Raw genomic sequence first — 16,303 nt, 5'->3', positions numbered from 1 at the left:
CCTTGCGGGGCGGCTCCTGGCAAAATATCGGTTAACGTTGATGTTTTGCTTCAGGGGCCTGCCGCCCCGTATTCAGGATCCGTATGTTCACCGGTATTGTTCAAGGCACCGCGAAGATCGCGAAGATCGCGGATCGCGAAGGCCTGCGCACCTTCACGCTGGATTTCCCCCCTGGTTTCTGCGTTGACCTGGCCATTGGCGCCAGCGTCTCGACGGACGGCGTTTGCCTGACCGTCACGGAACTGCTGTCAGATAACCAGGCGACCTTCGATGTCATGCTGCAAAGCCTGGCCATCACCACGCTGGGCAGCTACGTCGAAGGCGATCGCGCCAACGTCGAGCGCGCCGCCCGCGACGGGGCCGAGATCGGCGGGCACCCCTTGTCCGGCCATGTGGACTTCACGTCCGAAGTGGTCATGGTGAAGTCGTCCGACACCAATCGCCTGATGCGTTTCAGCATCCCTGAAGACTTCCGCAAGTACGTGTTCGCCAAGGGCTATATCGCCATCAACGGCGCCAGCCTGACCGTGTCGGAAGTGAACCGCGCCGAAGGCTGGTTCGAGGTCTGGCTGATTCCCGAAACCCGCCGCATGACAGTCTTCGAAGACAAGCAGGTGGGCGACTTCGTCAATATCGAAATCGAACGCAGCACCCAGGTGGTGGTGGATACCGTGCGCGAGACGGTGCAGGAAAGCCTGGGCAAGCTGCAACCGCTGCTGGAGGCCATCCTGAAAGAGAAAGGGCTGACGCTGGAAGATTTCGTCAGCCCTCAGGGTAAGCTCAAGTAAGCCTGCCGGGCCAGGCGCCGTTTATCGGCTGGCTACCGGCTGGCTACCGGCGGGCGAAGGGCTGCCCCAGCGGCCGGACGCGGATGCCCGGCTGCAAGCGGGTCCAGGGCAAGTCCGCCGGGTCGGCCTGCATCGGGCCCGGCGCCTTGGCCACCAGCACCTCGTGCGCGATGGGCTGGAAGTCGGCCCGGAAATGCACGGAACTCTTCACTACCAGGATCGCCATGTCTTCGGGCTGCACGCCGCCCACGCGGAACAGGTTGCGGTCCAGCATCTGCGCCTTGCAGGCGCTGACCACGACGCGCACGCCGCCGATCCGCAAGCCCGCGACCGCTCCCAGGTCCACATCCATCCCATGCATCATCGGCCCGTCAAAGCGCAGCTTGCCGGGCGATAGCGTTTCCACCACGAATTCGCCTTCGAATGCCATGTCGCCCGCGACGCCCGATTGGCCGCCCAGGCGTAGCGACACAGTCTTGCCGACGCCAGCGGCCGTCGCGGCTTGCACGGCTGCCGGATCATAGAAGAGGCCAAGCGCCGCGTTCTGCGCATCCGCTTCGACCAGCGCGCGCAGCATGCCCGTCGTGTTGGCGTCGCCGCCTGCGCCGGGATTGTCCTGGGTGTCGGCAATGACGACGGGGCGTGATGCGCCCGCCGTCAAGGCCTGCGCGCGTCGTACCGCGTCGGCCGGTTCCAGGAAGTCGGGCGACCATTGCGGTTCGAGTTCCATCACGCGCTGGTACAGCGCTTCGGTGACCTGTTCCACCGCCGCGGCATCCGTGCCGTAAGCCCAGACCACCGGGCCGCATTCCGGAAAGTCCGCCGCCGGAAAGCCGGGCGCGAACGAGATCGAGGCGACGCCCGGCGTCTGTTCCAGTTGCGCCAGCACCTCGTACACGCCCTGCGACGGCTGCAGCATCGTGCACATGCCGTTGATGGGGATCAGGAAGGGCAGGCGGCGTTCGCTGCGAGCCCATTGGCTGCCGGCCGCGATACGGGCCAACAGCAAGCGCGCGGCGTGTTCGCCGGTGTCGGCCATGTCCACATGCGGGTACGTGCGGAAGGCCGCCAGGCCGTCGGCCTCGTGCAGCATCTGCGCCGTGACGTTGGCGTGCAGGTCCAGGCTGGCGATGACCGGCACGTCCGGCCCCACGATCCCGCGCACGCGGGCCAGCAATTCGCCTTCGCCGTCATCCAGGTGTTCGGTGACCATGGCGCCGTGCAGGTCCAGGTAGACGGCGTCGTAAGGGCCCTTGCGCGCGGCTTCCACGATTTCGCCGGCGATGCGCTCGTAGGCGTCGCGGGTGACGTGGGCGGACGGGCTGGCCCCGGCCCAGATCACGGGATGCACGGTGTGGCCCTGCGACTCGATGGCGTTGATGAAGCCGCCCGCGGGAATATTGACTGCGCGCAGCGCCAGCACGTCTTCGCCACGCACCATGGCGGGAAAGCCTTCACCCCGGACGAAGTTGTCGTAGCCCGCCTTGGAGGGCGCAAAGGTATTGGTCTCGTGCTGAAAGCCTGCCACCAGGATATGCATGTCTTTTCCTCTTGTTCATTGTGATAGCGCGCAACACCCGGCAGTGTGGCATGAGAGAGGCAGGCAAGCACCGAAAAAAAACGGCTAGGGCCGTGACCGCGTGGACGGACGATTCCCGCGTTCCGTGCCGGGTTCGGCGCGTCGCATGGCGTTACTTTTTCAATGGTTATTTATTTTCAGATCAAGCAATGGCAATGCTTTTAAGCCAATTATGGTCTGAGAGCCGCATAAAAGGCCGATAAAATACCAAAATACCCATGAAAAGGGCGTCTTGAGGCAGATTCGACTACAATGACGGCACTTTCGGAGGTTTCTATGTCGGTAATATCCGATATCAAAATACGCCCCCTGGAGCGCGGCGACCTGCACTTCGTGCACAAGATCAACAATAACGACGTCATCATGCGTTATTGGTTCGAAGAGCCCTACGAGGCCTATGACGAACTGGTTGCCCTCTATGACCGCCACTTGCACGACCAGAACGAGCGGCGTTTCATCATCGAGCACGACACCGGCCAACCGGCCGGCCTGGTGGAGCTGGTAGAAATCGACTACATCCACCGCCGCGCTGAATTCCAGATCATCATCGCGCCCAGCTATCAGGGCCGGGGCTACGCCAAAGCGGCGACCCGCATTGCGGTGGGCTACGCGTTCCGCGTGCTGAACCTGCACAAGGTCTACCTGGTAGTGGACAAGGACAACATCGCGGCCGTGCACGTGTACGAACGCTGCGGCTTCCAGATCGAAGGCCTGTTGAAGGAAGAGTTTTTCTCCAACGGCGCTTATCGCGACGCCTATCGCATGGCACTGCTGCAGCACGAGCACCTGCGTGATGTCGGCCCCGGCGCGCCGGATGCACCCGTGCTGCGCGACTGGCCTCAGGAAGAACAGACGGGCTGAGGCCCGTCCGTCCGTCTTTCGTCTTATTCCGACCTGTCTTATTACTTCCCGTCCTCTCGCGCTTCGGCTTACGCCGCGGCGCGCAGCAGGCGCAGGCCATTGGCGACCACCAGCAGGCTGGCGCCTACATCGGCGAAGACCGCCATCCATAGCGTCGCCTGGCCGGTCATGGCCAGCGTCAGGAACACTACCTTGATGCCGAGCGCCAGCGTGATGTTCTGGATCAGCACGCGATGCGTGGCGCGCGACAAGCGCAGGAAGGTGCCGATCTTGCGCAGGTCGTCGTCCATCAGGGCCACGTCGGCCGTTTCGATGGCGGTGCCCGTGCCGGCCGCACCCATGGCAAAGCCGATATCAGCGCGGGCCAGCGCGGGGGCGTCGTTGATGCCGTCGCCCACCATGCCCACCCGCCCGCTGGGCGCCAGCTTGCTTTCGATGGCGGCCAGCTTGTCTTCGGGCAGTTGATCGCCACGGGCTTCGTCGATGCCCACTTGTTTGGCGATGGCCTGCGCGGTGGGGGTGTTGTCGCCCGTCAGCATCAGGGTCCGCACGCCCAGCGCATGCAGGTCGGCAATGGCGGCCGCGCTGGTCGGCTTGACGGTGTCGGCCACGGCGGCCAACGCCATGACGCGAAGGCCGTCGGTCAGCGCGATCGCGCTTTTGCCTTGGCGTTCCAGTTCATCCAGGCGCGCTTCCAGCTTGGGGCTGGACACGCCCAGTTCGCGCATCAGGCGGCGGTTGCCCAATTGATAGGTCACGCCGTCGATCTGCGCGCTGACGCCGCGCCCGGGCAGGGCCGTGAAAGCCTCGACGTCCAGCAAGATCTTGCCTTCATCGCGTGCCGCATTGGCCACCGCCAACGAGACGGGGTGGTCGGAACGGGCGGCCAGGCTGGCGGCGATCAGGGCCGCAGGCTGACGGGTCTGGTCGGACACGTCCCAATCCTGCAGATCGGTCTGCACCGGTTTGCCGTGCGTCAGGGTGCCGGTCTTGTCCAGCGCCAGCCACTTCAGGTTGCGACCTTCTTCCAGATAGACGCCGCCCTTGACCAGGATGCCGCGCCGCGATGCCGCGGTCAGGCCGCTGACGATGCTGACCGGCGTGGAGATCACCAGTGCGCATGGGCAGGCGATGATCAGCAGCGCCAGGGCGCGGTAGATCGCGTCGAACCACGGTTGATCCCACAGCAGGGGAGGCACTACGGCGACCAGCAGCGCCACGCCCACCACGGCGGGCGTGTAGATGCGCGAGAAGCGGTCGATGAAGCGCTGGGTGGGGGCGCGCGCGCCCTGGGCTTGCTCGACCGCGTGGATGATGCGGGCCAGCGTCGTGTTGCCGGCGGCCGCGGTTACGCGGTATTCGAACGAGCCCGACGCGTTCACGGTGGCGGCGAAGACGGGATCGTCCTGCCCTTTTTCCACGGGCAGGCTTTCGCCGGTGATGGGCGACTGGTCCACGGCCGAGCTGCCGCTGACGATGATGCCATCGGCAGCGATGCGTTCGCCCGGACGCACGCGCACCACATCGTCCACCTGCAGCTGCGCGGCAGGCACTTCAAGCCAGCGGCCGTCGGCCTGGCGCACTGTCGCCGTTTCCGGCGCCAGGTCCAGCAGGCCGCGGATGGCGTTGCGCGCGCGGTCCAGCGACCGGGCTTCGATCAGTTCGGCCACGTTGAACAGGAACATCACCATGGCGGCTTCGGGCCACTGGCCGATCAGCACGGCGCCGGTCACGGCGATGCTCATCAAGGCGTTGATGTTGAGGTTGCCGTTGCGCACGGCGATCCAGCCTTTGCGATAGGTGGTGACCCCGCAAGCCAGAATGGCAGCCACGGCAAATGCCGCCGTGATGCCCAGCGGCCAGCCGGCGAAATGCGAAAACTCGGACAGGGCGGCCAGTACGCCCGAACCGCCGATCAGCCACCAGTTCACGGGCTTGGCGGCGGGGGCAGGGGTGCGGGGCGCCCCGTCGGCCAGCGGTTCCGGCGTCATGTCCAGCGACTTGATGGCAGCCATGATGCGGTCCAGCGCGCCCTCGGCGTGCACGACCGTCAGCACGCGCTGCATCAGGTTGAAGTCCAGCGCATGCACCCCGTCCAGGCCGTCGAGCTTCTTGCGGATCAGTGTTTCCTCGGTGGGGCAGTCCATCTGCCCAATGCGCAGGCGGGCCAGCAACTGGCCGGGGCCGGCGGCAAGCGTGGCGCCGCCGTCGCTCGACAGCGAGAGGTTCTCCATGCTGTGGGCGTGGCCGCAGCAGGCGGCTTCCGGTTGCGCATGGCGATGGCCGTGATCATGGGCATGGTCATGCTTGTGGTCATGAGCGTGCTCGTTCGAATGGTCGTGGCCCGCATGATCGTGACCGGAATGATCGTGTTCGGAATGATCATGACCGGCGTGATCGTGCCCCGCCTTGCCCCGCGCGTGTCCGCCGCCTGCGCAGCAGGCGTCTTCTTGCTTGGCGGGCAGGGGTTGTAGGGATTTGACTGGTGGGAGGGACATCTTCTTCGCCTTGTGTAAGCAGATGGCCGTATTCCACACCTTGGAGTTACTATAGGGTCAACCCCTTAATTCACTCGGATGCGATCCAGGGAGGCGCGATGCGTATTGGCGAATTGGCCACGGCGGCCGGTACCACGGTCGAAACCGTCAGGTACTACGAAAAAGAAGGGCTACTGCCCGCGCCGGAGCGCGGCCTGAATAACTACCGCAGTTATGGGCAGCCCCATCTGGAAAGGCTGCGCCTGATCCGCAACTGCCGGGCGCTGGACATGACGCAGGACGAGATCCGCGCCATCCTGTCCCTGGCCGACAATCATCAAACGGGATGCGGCCCTATTAATGAGCTGTTCGACGAACACATTTCCCACGTGGATGAACGCATCGCCGAACTGACGCAGTTGAAGACGCAACTGACCGAATTGCGCCAGCGCTGCCTGTCGGCGCGGCCCGACGCGGAAGACTGCGGCATCCTGCACGGCTTGTCCGAAATGCAGGTCGAAGAGCGCCAGGAGCGGCATACGCACTTGGGCTGATGCCCTTGCTGCGGGGCGGGGGATACCCGCTCCAGCCGCCCTCATCGCTTAATATGAGAATCTGTTTCTTTCCCATTTGCGCCCGAATCAATGACCGTAACCACTACCGCCACTCCGCTGCACGCCCTGACCACGCGCCGTTCCGTGAAGTTCTTGCGGGGTCCGGCGCCCAAGCCCGACGAACTCGAACAAATCCTGCAAGCCGCCATGTCGGCTCCCGATCACGGCGCGCTGCGTCCGTGGCGTTTTGTCGTCATCCAGGGCGAGGCCATCGGCAAGCTGGCTGATGTCGCGCTGGAAGCGGTCAAGCGCAGCGGCGACCCGCGCATGACGCCTGAAAAGGAAAAATCGGTGCGCGAATGGATGGCCGGCGTGCCGCTGTTCGTCGCCGTGGCGCAGAAGATCGCGCACGACAACACCAAGATCCCCGAACACGAGCAACTGCTGGCTACGGGCTGCTCGGTCATGAACATCTTGAACGCCGTGCACATGCTGGGCTACGGCGCGTTCTGGAGCACGGGCGTCGGCACCTACGTCGAAGACGTGCAGAACGCACTGGGCCTGGACTCGCTGGACTACCGTTTCCTGGGCTATCTGGCGATCGGCACGCCCGCTTGCGCGGTACCGCCGGCCAATCGCCCTGACTACCGCGAGTTCGTCACGGAGTGGACTGGTCCGGTCTGACCGCAAGCCAAGCATGTTGGGGCGCCTGAAACAGGGCGCTTGCGCGCCAGGCAATAAATGACAATAATTCTTATTGTTAATTAGCCTGGCGCCTTTCCATGTCCTCATCCGCACAGCCCACGGAGCATTCCGCTGCCGAGCTGTATGAAGCGCATCACTCCTGGTTGCAGGAGTGGCTGCGTCGGCGGCTGGGGTGCCGCCATGATGCGGCCGATCTGGCGCACGATACGTTCGTGCGTGTCCTGGCCGGCCGACAGGCCGACACCATCCGCGAACCTCGCGCGTTCCTGACCACATTGGCGCAGCGTACGCTGTTCACCTTCTGGCGCCGCCGTGAACTGGAGCGCGCGTATCTCGACAGCCTGGGCGCTTTGCCGCCCGCCACCGCGCCTAGCGAAGAAAGCCGCGCGCTGGTGGTCGAGGCCCTGATGCATATTGACCGCGCGTTACAACGCCTGCCGCTCAAGGCGCGCCAGACTTTCCTGTACAGCCAGCTCGACGGACTCGGCTATGCCGAGATCGCCGTGCGTGTCGGCGTATCCGTCATCACGGTGCGGCGCTACATGAAGCAGGCCATCACGCTATGCGTGGCGGCGCGCTTGGCTGAATGACCGCGCCGTTGCTGCCGGCCGATCTGGAATCGGCCGTGGATTGGATGGTGCTGTTGTCGTCGGGCAGCGTGGCCGCGGCCGACCGTGCGCGGTTCGAGCAGTGGCGGCTGGCGGATCCCCGCCATGGCGCGGCCTGGGATCAGGTCAATGCCGCCGTCAAGGATTCCTTTGCGGCGCTGGGCGGGGGCGAGCAGCGCCAGGCGGCCGGCCGCGCCCTGCTGACCCCGCCAGCCAGGCGGCGGATGCTGCGCAACGCGCTGGGCCTGGCGCTGGCGGCGGGCGGCCTGGCCGCGCTGGTCGACCGCCAGACCCCGCTCGGTACGCTGACCGCCGACCTGCGCACGGGCACGGCCGAACGTCACACCTATACCTTGCCGGACGGCAGCGAATTGACGCTGAATGCGCGCTCGGCCGTCGATCTGGATTTCAGCGCCGGCGTGCGGCGCGTGCGCCTGCAGGCGGGCGCGGTTTATGCGCGTGTGGCGCCTGACGCCGAGAGGCCGTTCATCGTCTCGACCGCCGAAGGCGAGGTGCAGGCGCTGGGCACGGTGTTCAGCGTGGCGCGCGGGGAAGAGGCTTGCGTCGCCAGCGTGGTTGAACATCGCGTCGAAGTGCGCGCCGCGGGCCAGCGCCGCGTGCTGCAGGCAGGCGAGGGCCTGCGGTTCGATGCGCAAGGCCTGGGCCAGCCGGAAACCGTACTGGCTGACGCTGCCGCCTGGCAAAGCGGCATGCTGGTCGTGCATGACGAGCCATTGGGCGCGGTGGTGCAAGCGCTACGGCCCTATCGGCGCGGCCTCATCCGCATCACGCCGGCCGCCGCGCGGCTGCGCGTGTTGGGGGCGTTTCCGCTGGACGACACCGGCCGCGCGCTGGAGTCGCTGCGCCAGACCCTGCCGATCGACGTCACGTCGCTTGGGGGCTGGTTCGTCAGCATCGATGTACGCGACCCCCGCGCTGAAAATAAATGATCACTTTTGTCCGCGTCGTTGGACATCCCTCCTGAAACACCAAACTGTTGCAGGAGAATCCATGTTTCATCGTCGCCCGCTCCGGCCTCTAGCCGCCGCGCTGTTCATCGCCTTGGCCGTGCCCGCGGTCCATGCCCAAACCCAGCAGGGTGGTCCCGCCGCCGCCCGCGCCGTGCTGCGCTTCGATCTGCCCGCAGGCGCCCTGGGCGATACGCTGACCCGCATCGCACGCCAGAGCGGGCGCGCGGTGTCCGTCGATCCCGCCCTGGTGGCGGGGCGCACTGCGCCGGCCATCGCCGGGGATTTCACGGTCGAAGACGCGGCGCGCCGCGCGCTTGCCGGCAGCGGCCTGGAACTGGCCGTCACCGCCAATGGCACGCTGAGTGCGCGCCGCGCCCCTCAAGGTGCGACGCTGCTTGAGCCGGTCCGCGTGACCGGTTCCATCGAATCGCCTACCGGGCATGTGGACGGCTACGTGGCGCAGCGCGCGCTGTCGGGCACCAAGACGGACACGCCGCTGATCGAAACCCCGCAATCCGTGTCGGTCGTCACCAGCGATCAGATCCGCGCGGTCAAGGCAGGGTCGGTGGCAGACGCGCTGGGCTACACGCCGGGCGTATCGGCGCAGTCTCCTGCCTTCAGCCGCATGGTGGACGACCTGATGCTGCGCGGTTTCAATGTGGCCGCGGGGAACTCCGGGCAATTGCGCGACGGCTTGAAATTGCAGTCCAGCGTCTACGACGGCGGGCAGGAACCGTATGGGCTGGAACGGGTGGAAGTGCTGCGCGGCGCGTCGTCGGTGCTGTATGGGCAACTGAGTCCGGGCGGTGTGGTCAACACCGTCAGCAAACGGCCCTCGGCCGACGCGCTGCGCGAGCTGAACCTGGATACCGGCAGCTATGGCCGCCGGCAGGTGTCGGGTGACTTCACCGGCGCCCTGTCCGAGGACGGCGCCTGGACGTATCGCCTGACGGGCCTTGCCCGCAACGCCGACAATTGGGTGGACCATGTGCCGGACGACCGGACCTATCTGGCGCCAGCGTTGACGTGGCAGCCCTCGGCGGCGACTTCGCTGACGCTGTTGGCCAGCTATCAGCGCATCCGCACGCGCTTTGCCGCGCCCATGCCGGCCGCCAATACCTTGAATGGCCAGATCCCCCGCAACCTCTTCATCGGCGAACCGGATTTCGACCGCTACGACACCGATACCTACACCGTCGGCTACGCGTTCGAGCACGCGTTCAACGACCGGGTGAAGCTGCGCCAGAGCACCCGGTATTTCACGGCGGACGGCACGTGGGACTATCTGAGTTTTGGCGGCTTGCAGGCCAACGGCCAGACCTTGCGGCGCGGCGTGGTCAGCCGCAGCGAACACTCGTATGGCGTCGCAACCGATACCTCGCTGGAACTGAAGCTGGACGGCGGCCCCCTGCAGCACACCGTGCTGGCGGGGCTGGACTACTACCGCAGCGGCTATGACTCGCATCGGCATTCCGGCACGGTGGCGGCGTTGGCGGACATCTACCACCCCGTGTACGGCGCGGTGCCGGTGCTGAACACCGCCGCCGACTACGGCATCAATACGCGTTCCGATTCGCTGGGCCTGTATCTGCAAGACCAGATCAAGATCCAGGACAAATGGGTGCTGGTGCTGGGCGGCCGCCAGGATTGGGCGGACACCGACCAGAAGAACTACGCCAACGGCGCCACGACGCGTCTTCGCGACAGCGCCACGACCGGCCGCGTGGGCCTGGTGTACCTGGCCGACAACGGCCTGGCGCCTTACCTCAGCGCCAGCCAGTCGTTTGCGCCGACCATCGGCGTGGATCGCGCGGGCAACGCGTTCAAACCGACCAAAGGCACGCAGTACGAACTGGGCCTGCGCTACGAGCCACCGGGCGGCAACATGCTGTACAGCGCGGCGGTCTATGACCTGACCCAGACCAATGCACTGACCAGCGATCCGGCCGACGCGACGTACTCCGTGCAGACCGGCCGGGCGCGGTCGCGCGGTCTGGAACTGGAAGCCAAGGCGCGCCTGGGCGCCATGAACTTGACCGCCAGCTATGCCTACACCGACGCTCGCACCACGCGCAGCACAGTCCCCTCGCTGGTTGACCAGCGCATTGCGCTGGTGCCGTTGCACAGCGCCTCCGTCTGGGCCGACTACAACCTGACCGGAGCCGGCGTGCCCGGCCTGACCCTGGGCGCGGGGGTGCGTTATGCCAGCTCGACGAACCTTCCTGGCTATCCCGCGAACGTGCCCGGCCAGTTCCTGGTCGACGCCCTGGCCGCCTATGACTTCGGCGCGCTGGACCCGGCCATGTCCGGTTTGTCGTTGACGGTGAACGCGCGCAATCTGTTCAACCGCGGTTATCTGGCTTGCGCGGGTGCGACCGGGTGCCGCTACGGCGATCCGCGCACGCTGTATGCCACCCTGAGCTACCGCTGGTAAACGCTGGAAAACCCCTAGTGGGATGCGGGCCCGCGTGAATGCTGGCCCGCCTCAACGACCCCGTCCCCTGTGCTAATCTCGTCGACGGCCACGCATATTTATCCCTATGCGCGGGCCGACGATGGCAGCGCTTGAGGTCACACGCCTTTGGCAATGTCTTGGTAGGAAGAAAACGCATGACACGATCAAGCGTGGAGACAATATATGAGCCAATATGGGCCGTTGAAGTTGCACGTCCCCGAGCCCACAGGGCGTCCGGGTTGCAAGACCGACTTTTCCTATCTGCATCTGTCGCCGCCCGGCGAGGTGCCCAAACCCCCCATTGATGTTGCCGCAGTTGATACCGGCGCCTTGGCGTACAGCCTGGTCCGGGTGATCGATGACGACGGCCGCGCGGTGGGCCCGTGGGCGCCCGAGATCAGCAACGATCAGCTGCGCGCTGGCATGCGGGCCATGCTGAAAACGCGCATCTTCGACGGGCGCATGCTGACCGCACAGCGCAAGAAGAAAATCTCGTTCTACATGCAGAGCCTGGGCGAGGAAGCGATCGGCTCCGCCCATGCGCTGGCGTTGGAGCAGGGCGACATGTGTTTCCCGACCTATCGCCAGCAAAGCATCCTGCTGTCGCGCGACGTGTCGCTGGTCACCATGATGTGCCAGCTGATGTCCAACGAACGCGACCCGCTCAAGGGGCGTCAGCTGCCGGTGATGTATTCCGACCGGCAAAACGGCTTCTTCACCATTTCCGGCAACCTCGCCACGCAGTTCATCCAGGCGGTGGGCTGGGCGATGGCATCCGCCATCAAGGGCGACACACGCATCGCGTCGGCCTGGATCGGCGACGGCGCGACCGCCGAGGCCGACTTCCACACCGCGCTGACGTTCGCGCATGTGTACCGCGCGCCGGTCATCCTGAACGTAGTCAACAACCAGTGGGCCATTTCCACCTTCCAGGCAATCGCCGGCGGCGAAGGCGCGACCTTCGCGGGCCGCGGCGTGGGCTGCGGCATCGCGTCGCTGCGGGTGGACGGCAACGATTTCCTGGCAGTCTATTCCGCCTCGCGCTGGGCCGCCGAACGTGCCCGCCGCAACCTGGGCCCGACCCTGATCGAATGGGTGACGTACCGCGCCGGTCCGCACTCGACTTCCGATGACCCTTCCAAGTACCGCCCGGGCGACGACTGGGCGCATTTCCCGCTGGGCGACCCGATCGAGCGCTTCAAGAAGCACCTGATCTCGCTGGGCATCTGGTCCGACGCCGAACACGAGGCCGTGCGCGCCGAGCTCGACGCCGAGATCGTTGCAGCCCAGAAGGAAGCGGAAAGCTACGGCACGCTGGTGGACGGACACGTCCCCAGTGCGGCCAGCATCTTTGAAGACGTCTACAAAGACATGCCGGAGCATCTGCGCCGGCAGCGCCAGCAGCTCGGAGTCTGATCATGGCAATTGATAACAACGCTGGTCCGGCCTCTGCGCCGATGACCATGATCCAGGCATTGCGCTCCGCGATGGATGTGATGCTGGAGCGCGACAACAACGTGGTGGTGTTCGGGCAGGACGTCGGGTATTTCGGCGGCGTGTTCCGTTGCACCGAGGGCTTGCAGACCAAATACGGCAGCTCGCGCGTGTTCGACACGCCGATCTCGGAAGGCGGCATCGTGGGCGTGGCGGTGGGCATGGGCGCCTATGGCCTGCGGCCCGTGTGCGAGATCCAGTTCGCCGACTACTTCTATCCCGCCTCCGACCAGATCGTGTCGGAGGCCGCGCGCCTGCGCTACCGCTCGGTGGGCGAGTTCATCGCCCCGATGACCATCCGCATGCCTTGCGGCGGCGGCATCTATGGCGGGCAGACGCACAGCCAGAGCCCCGAAGCCATGTTCACGCAGGTCTGCGGGCTGCGCACGGTGATGCCGTCCAACCCCTATGACGCCAAGGGCTTGCTGATCGCTTCGATCGAGAACGATGATCCGGTGATTTTCCTGGAGCCCAAGCGGCTCTACAACGGTCCGTTCGACGGCCACCACGACCGTCCGGTGACGCCGTGGACCGGACGTCCGGGCAGTGTGGTGCCCACCGGCTACTACACCGTGCCGTTGGACACCGCCGCCATCGTGCGGCCGGGCAAGGCGCTGACGGTGCTGACCTACGGCACCACGGTGTATGTGTCGCTGACCGCCGCGGAAGAGACCGGCATTGATGCCGAAGTCATCGATCTGCGCAGCCTGTGGCCCCTGGATCTGGAAACCATTGTGAATTCGGTGAAGAAGACCGGCCGCTGCGTGGTGGTGCACGAAGCGACCCGCACCTGCGGGTATGGCGCGGAACTGATTTCGCTGGTGCAAGAACACTGCTTCCATCACCTGGAGGCGCCCGTCGAGCGCGTGACCGGTTGGGATACTCCCTACCCGCATGCGCAGGAGTGGGCGTACTTCCCCGGCCCGCGCCGGGTCGGCGAAGCGTTCAAACGCGCGATGGAGGTGTGAGATGGGGATCCATATCATCAAGATGCCCGACATCGGCGAAGGCATTGCCGAGGTCGAACTGGTGGGCTGGCACGTCAAGGTGGGCGACACCGTCGCCGAGGACCAGCCGCTGGCCGATGTGATGACCGACAAGGCCACGGTGGAAATCCCGTCGCCCGTGGTCGGCAAGGTGGTCGCGCTGGGTGGCGACGTAGGGCAGGTCATGGCCGTGGGCGGAGAACTGATCCGCCTGGAAGTGGAAGGCGAAGGCAATGTCCGCGCCGGTTCGGCGGCGCCGCAGAAGGCGGCGCCTGCCGCTGCCGATGCCCCCGCGCCTGCCAAGCAGGACGGGGCCGCGAAGGCGGCTGCAGGGGGCATCGCCGGCCAGATCGCGGCATCCGTGTCGCAGCCGGCGAGTCCGGCGCCGGCCAAGTCGCAGGCCGCGTCGCGTCCGGCCGCCGCCGCCGCCGCGCCGGTCGTGGCGCGTCAGGCGGGCGACAAGCCGCTGGCGTCGCCCGCCGTGCGCAAGCGCGCGTGGGACCTGGGTGTGGAGCTGCGCTACGTGCAGGGCAGCGGCCCGGCCGGCCGCGTCATGCACGAAGACCTGGACGCCTATCTGCAATCGCAAGGATCGGGCAGCGCCGCACGCGGCGGCTCGGCCTATGTGCAGCGCAATGACGAAGAAGCCGTGCCCGTCATCGGGCTGCGCAGGAAGATCGCGCAGAAGATGGCGGAGTCCAAGCGCCGCATTCCGCACTTCAGCTACGTCGAGGAAATCGACGTGACCGAGCTGGAGGACTTGCGCGTCCAGCTCAACCAGAAGTGGGGCGAGTCGCGCGGCAAGCTGACGTTGCTGCCGCTCTTGGCGCGGGCCATGGTCGTGGCGTTGCGGGACTTCCCGCAGATCAATGCGCGCTATGACGACGAAGGTGGCGTGGTGACGCGCTACGGCGCCGTGCACATCGGCATCGCCACGCAAAGCGACGGCGGGCTGATGGTGCCGGTGATGCGCCACGCCGAGGCGCGCGACCTCTGGTCCATGGCGGCCGAGATCGGCCGGTTGGCGCAGTCGGTGCGCAGCGGCACGGCCGGACGCGATGAGCTGTCCGGCTCGACCATCACCATCACCAGCCTGGGACCCTTGGGCGGCATCGTCACGACGCCGGTGATCAACCATCCCGAGGTCGGCATCGTGGGAGTGAACCGCATCGTCGAACGGCCCGCTTTCCGCAATGGCGCCGTGGTGGCGCGCAAGCTGATGAACCTGTCGTCGTCGTTTGACCACCGCGTGGTGGACGGCATGGACGCGGCGCGATTCATCCAGGCGGTGCGCGCGCTGCTGGAACAACCCGCGCTGCTTTTCGTGGAGTAAGCATGAGCCAGATCACAAAGACAACGACCTTGCTGGTGATCGGCGGCGGCCCCGGCGGCTATGTGGCCGCCATCCGAGCCGGCCAATTGGGCGTGCCGACCATCCTGGTCGAAGGCGGCCAGTTGGGCGGCACCTGCCTGAACATCGGCTGCATTCCTTCCAAGGCGCTGATCCACGCGGCCGAGGAATTCGACAAGGCGCGTCACTACGCGGACAAGTCGCCGCTGGGCATCTCGGTGCAGGCGCCGGCCATCGACATTGCGCAGACTGTGGCGTGGAAAGACGGCATCGTCGGCAAGCTGACAGGCGGCGTGGCCGCGCTGTTGAAGAAGAATGGCGTGGAAGTGGTGCAGGGCTGGGCGAGCCTGCTGGACGGCAAGACCGCCGAAGTGGCCACCGCCGACGGCGGCAGCCTGCGCATCCAGTGCGAACACTTGCTGCTGGCGGCCGGCTCCGAGCCGACGCCGCTCGTGTCCATGCCGTTCGGCGGCATCGTGGTGTCGTCCACCGAAGCACTGTCGCCTGCCAGCATCCCCAAGCAATTGGTGGTGGTCGGCGGCGGCTACATCGGCCTGGAACTGGGCACCGTGTACCGCAAGCTGGGCGCGGAAGTCGCCGTGGTGGAAGCGCAGGACCGCATCCTGCCGACCTACGACGCGGAATTGACCAAGCCCGTGGCGAACGCGCTGGCGAAGATGGGCGTGGCCCTGCATGTGAACCGCAAGGTGCTGGGCTTGAACGCTGCGGGCGACGCGGTGCGCATTCAAGACGCATCCGGCGCCGAAACCCTGTTGCCGGCCGACCGGGTGTTGATCGCCGTGGGACGCCGTCCGCGCACGCAAGGCTGGGGGCTGGAAAGCCTGCAGCTGGACCGCAAGGGCAATGCGCTGCGCATCGACGATCAGTGCCGCACCTCGATGCGCGACGTCTGGGCCATTGGCGATATTGCCGGCGAACCCATGCTGGCGCACCGCGCCATGGCGCAGGGCGAGATGGTGGCCGAACTGGTGGCGGGCAAGCGCCGCCATTTCCAGCCGGCATCGATTCCTGCCGTGTGCTTCACCGATCCCGAGGTCGTGGTGGCGGGCCTGTCACCGGCCGAGGCCGAAAGCGCGGGGCTGGATTGCCTGACGGCATCCTTCCCGTTTGCCGCCAATGGCCGCGCCATGACCCTGGAGTCCACCGACGGCTTCGTCCGTGTGGTGGCCCGCCGCGACAACCACCTGATCGTGGGCTGGCAGGCGGTGGGGCGCGGCGTGTCGGAACTGTCGACGGCGTTTGGCCAGTCGCTGGAAATGGGCGCCACCCTGGAAGACGTGGCGGGCACCATCCACGCGCATCCGACCTTGGGTGAAGCGGTGCAGGAAGCGGCGCTGAAGGCGCTGGGCCACGCACTGCATATCTGACGCCAGGCCCGCTTCGGGCCGTCTCGAACCGCCGCGTTCCTGGTCTGCCGGGGCGCGGCGGGTTGAGGCAGGCATGCCGGGCATCA

General features: G+C 66.2%; 14 protein-coding genes. 12 read left to right on the top strand and 2 right to left on the bottom strand.

The genetic code is table 11. The annotated features are described in order from the left end of the window. Window positions 1–83 precede the first annotated feature (83 nt). On the top strand, window positions 84–788 hold the full coding sequence (locus tag AC3WMU_RS09940; protein WP_006224085.1) for a riboflavin synthase: 705 nt from the start codon (window positions 84–86) through the stop codon (window positions 786–788). A 43-nt stretch (window positions 789–831) separates the two neighbouring features. Here AC3WMU_RS09940 and AC3WMU_RS09935 read toward each other — a convergent pair whose 3' ends face one another. Beyond that, entirely contained in the window at window positions 832–2,328 is a 1,497-nt protein-coding gene (locus AC3WMU_RS09935) for a M81 family metallopeptidase (protein WP_492282238.1), read from the bottom strand. A gap of 315 nt (window positions 2,329–2,643) precedes the next feature. Between AC3WMU_RS09935 and speG the strand changes: the two genes are divergently transcribed. Then, window positions 2,644–3,228, top strand: a complete 585-nt coding sequence (gene speG, locus AC3WMU_RS09930) for a spermidine N1-acetyltransferase (protein WP_006224082.1) — start codon at window positions 2,644–2,646, stop codon at window positions 3,226–3,228. A gap of 68 nt (window positions 3,229–3,296) precedes the next feature. Here the strand turns inward: speG and AC3WMU_RS09925 are convergent, their stop codons facing one another. Further along, window positions 3,297–5,462: a heavy metal translocating P-type ATPase gene (locus AC3WMU_RS09925; RefSeq protein WP_006224080.1), complete on the bottom strand. Its 2,166-nt coding sequence runs from the start codon at window positions 5,460–5,462 to the stop codon at window positions 3,297–3,299. 9 nt (window positions 5,463–5,471) lie between these two features. Between AC3WMU_RS09925 and AC3WMU_RS09920 the strand changes: the two genes are divergently transcribed. From AC3WMU_RS09920 to lpdA, 10 genes are all read left to right on the top strand, one after another. Then, window positions 5,472–5,702, top strand: a complete 231-nt coding sequence (locus tag AC3WMU_RS09920) for a hypothetical protein (protein ID WP_234704779.1) — start codon at window positions 5,472–5,474, stop codon at window positions 5,700–5,702. A gap of 122 nt (window positions 5,703–5,824) precedes the next feature. Further along, a complete protein-coding gene (cadR, locus tag AC3WMU_RS09915) occupies window positions 5,825–6,259 on the top strand; it encodes a Cd(II)/Pb(II)-responsive transcriptional regulator (protein ID WP_006224078.1) in 435 nt (144 codons plus the stop codon). Window positions 6,260–6,349: 90 nt separating this feature from the next. Further along, entirely contained in the window at window positions 6,350–6,943 is a 594-nt protein-coding gene (locus tag AC3WMU_RS09910; protein ID WP_006224077.1) for a nitroreductase family protein, read from the top strand. Between the two features lie 98 nt (window positions 6,944–7,041). Beyond that, window positions 7,042–7,554 (top strand): sigma-70 family RNA polymerase sigma factor, encoded by a 513-nt coding sequence (locus AC3WMU_RS09905; RefSeq protein ID WP_006224076.1) that lies wholly within the window; start codon window positions 7,042–7,044, stop codon window positions 7,552–7,554. Then, on the top strand, window positions 7,551–8,522 hold the full coding sequence (locus AC3WMU_RS09900; protein ID WP_424625237.1) for a FecR family protein: 972 nt from the start codon (window positions 7,551–7,553) through the stop codon (window positions 8,520–8,522). Before AC3WMU_RS09905 ends, AC3WMU_RS09900 begins: the two co-directional genes overlap by 4 nt. A 61-nt stretch (window positions 8,523–8,583) precedes the next feature. Next, window positions 8,584–10,977, top strand: coding sequence for a TonB-dependent siderophore receptor (locus tag AC3WMU_RS09895; protein ID WP_492282237.1), 2,394 nt, complete (start codon window positions 8,584–8,586; stop codon window positions 10,975–10,977). Between the two features lie 204 nt (window positions 10,978–11,181). Further along, entirely contained in the window at window positions 11,182–12,414 is a 1,233-nt protein-coding gene (locus tag AC3WMU_RS09890) for a 3-methyl-2-oxobutanoate dehydrogenase (2-methylpropanoyl-transferring) subunit alpha (protein ID WP_006227339.1), read from the top strand. 2 nt (window positions 12,415–12,416) lie between these two features. After that, the gene (locus AC3WMU_RS09885; protein ID WP_006227340.1) at window positions 12,417–13,460 is read left to right on the top strand and encodes an alpha-ketoacid dehydrogenase subunit beta; all 1,044 of its coding nucleotides are present in this window, start codon (window positions 12,417–12,419) and stop codon (window positions 13,458–13,460) included. A 1-nt stretch (window position 13,461) separates the two neighbouring features. Further along, entirely contained in the window at window positions 13,462–14,811 is a 1,350-nt protein-coding gene (locus AC3WMU_RS09880) for a dihydrolipoamide acetyltransferase family protein (RefSeq protein ID WP_492282236.1), read from the top strand. A 2-nt stretch (window positions 14,812–14,813) separates the two neighbouring features. After that, window positions 14,814–16,217 carry a dihydrolipoyl dehydrogenase gene (lpdA, locus tag AC3WMU_RS09875; RefSeq protein WP_006227342.1) on the top strand — a complete coding sequence of 468 codons (1,404 nt, stop codon included), beginning with the start codon at window positions 14,814–14,816 and terminating at the stop codon, window positions 16,215–16,217. Window positions 16,218–16,303: the final 86 nt, after the last annotated feature.

The sequence above is a fragment of the Achromobacter sp. FW305-C-13 genome (assembly GCF_058783475.1).
The sequence above is the reverse complement of the archived record's forward strand: the minus strand, read 5'-3'. Positions and strand labels throughout refer to the sequence as shown.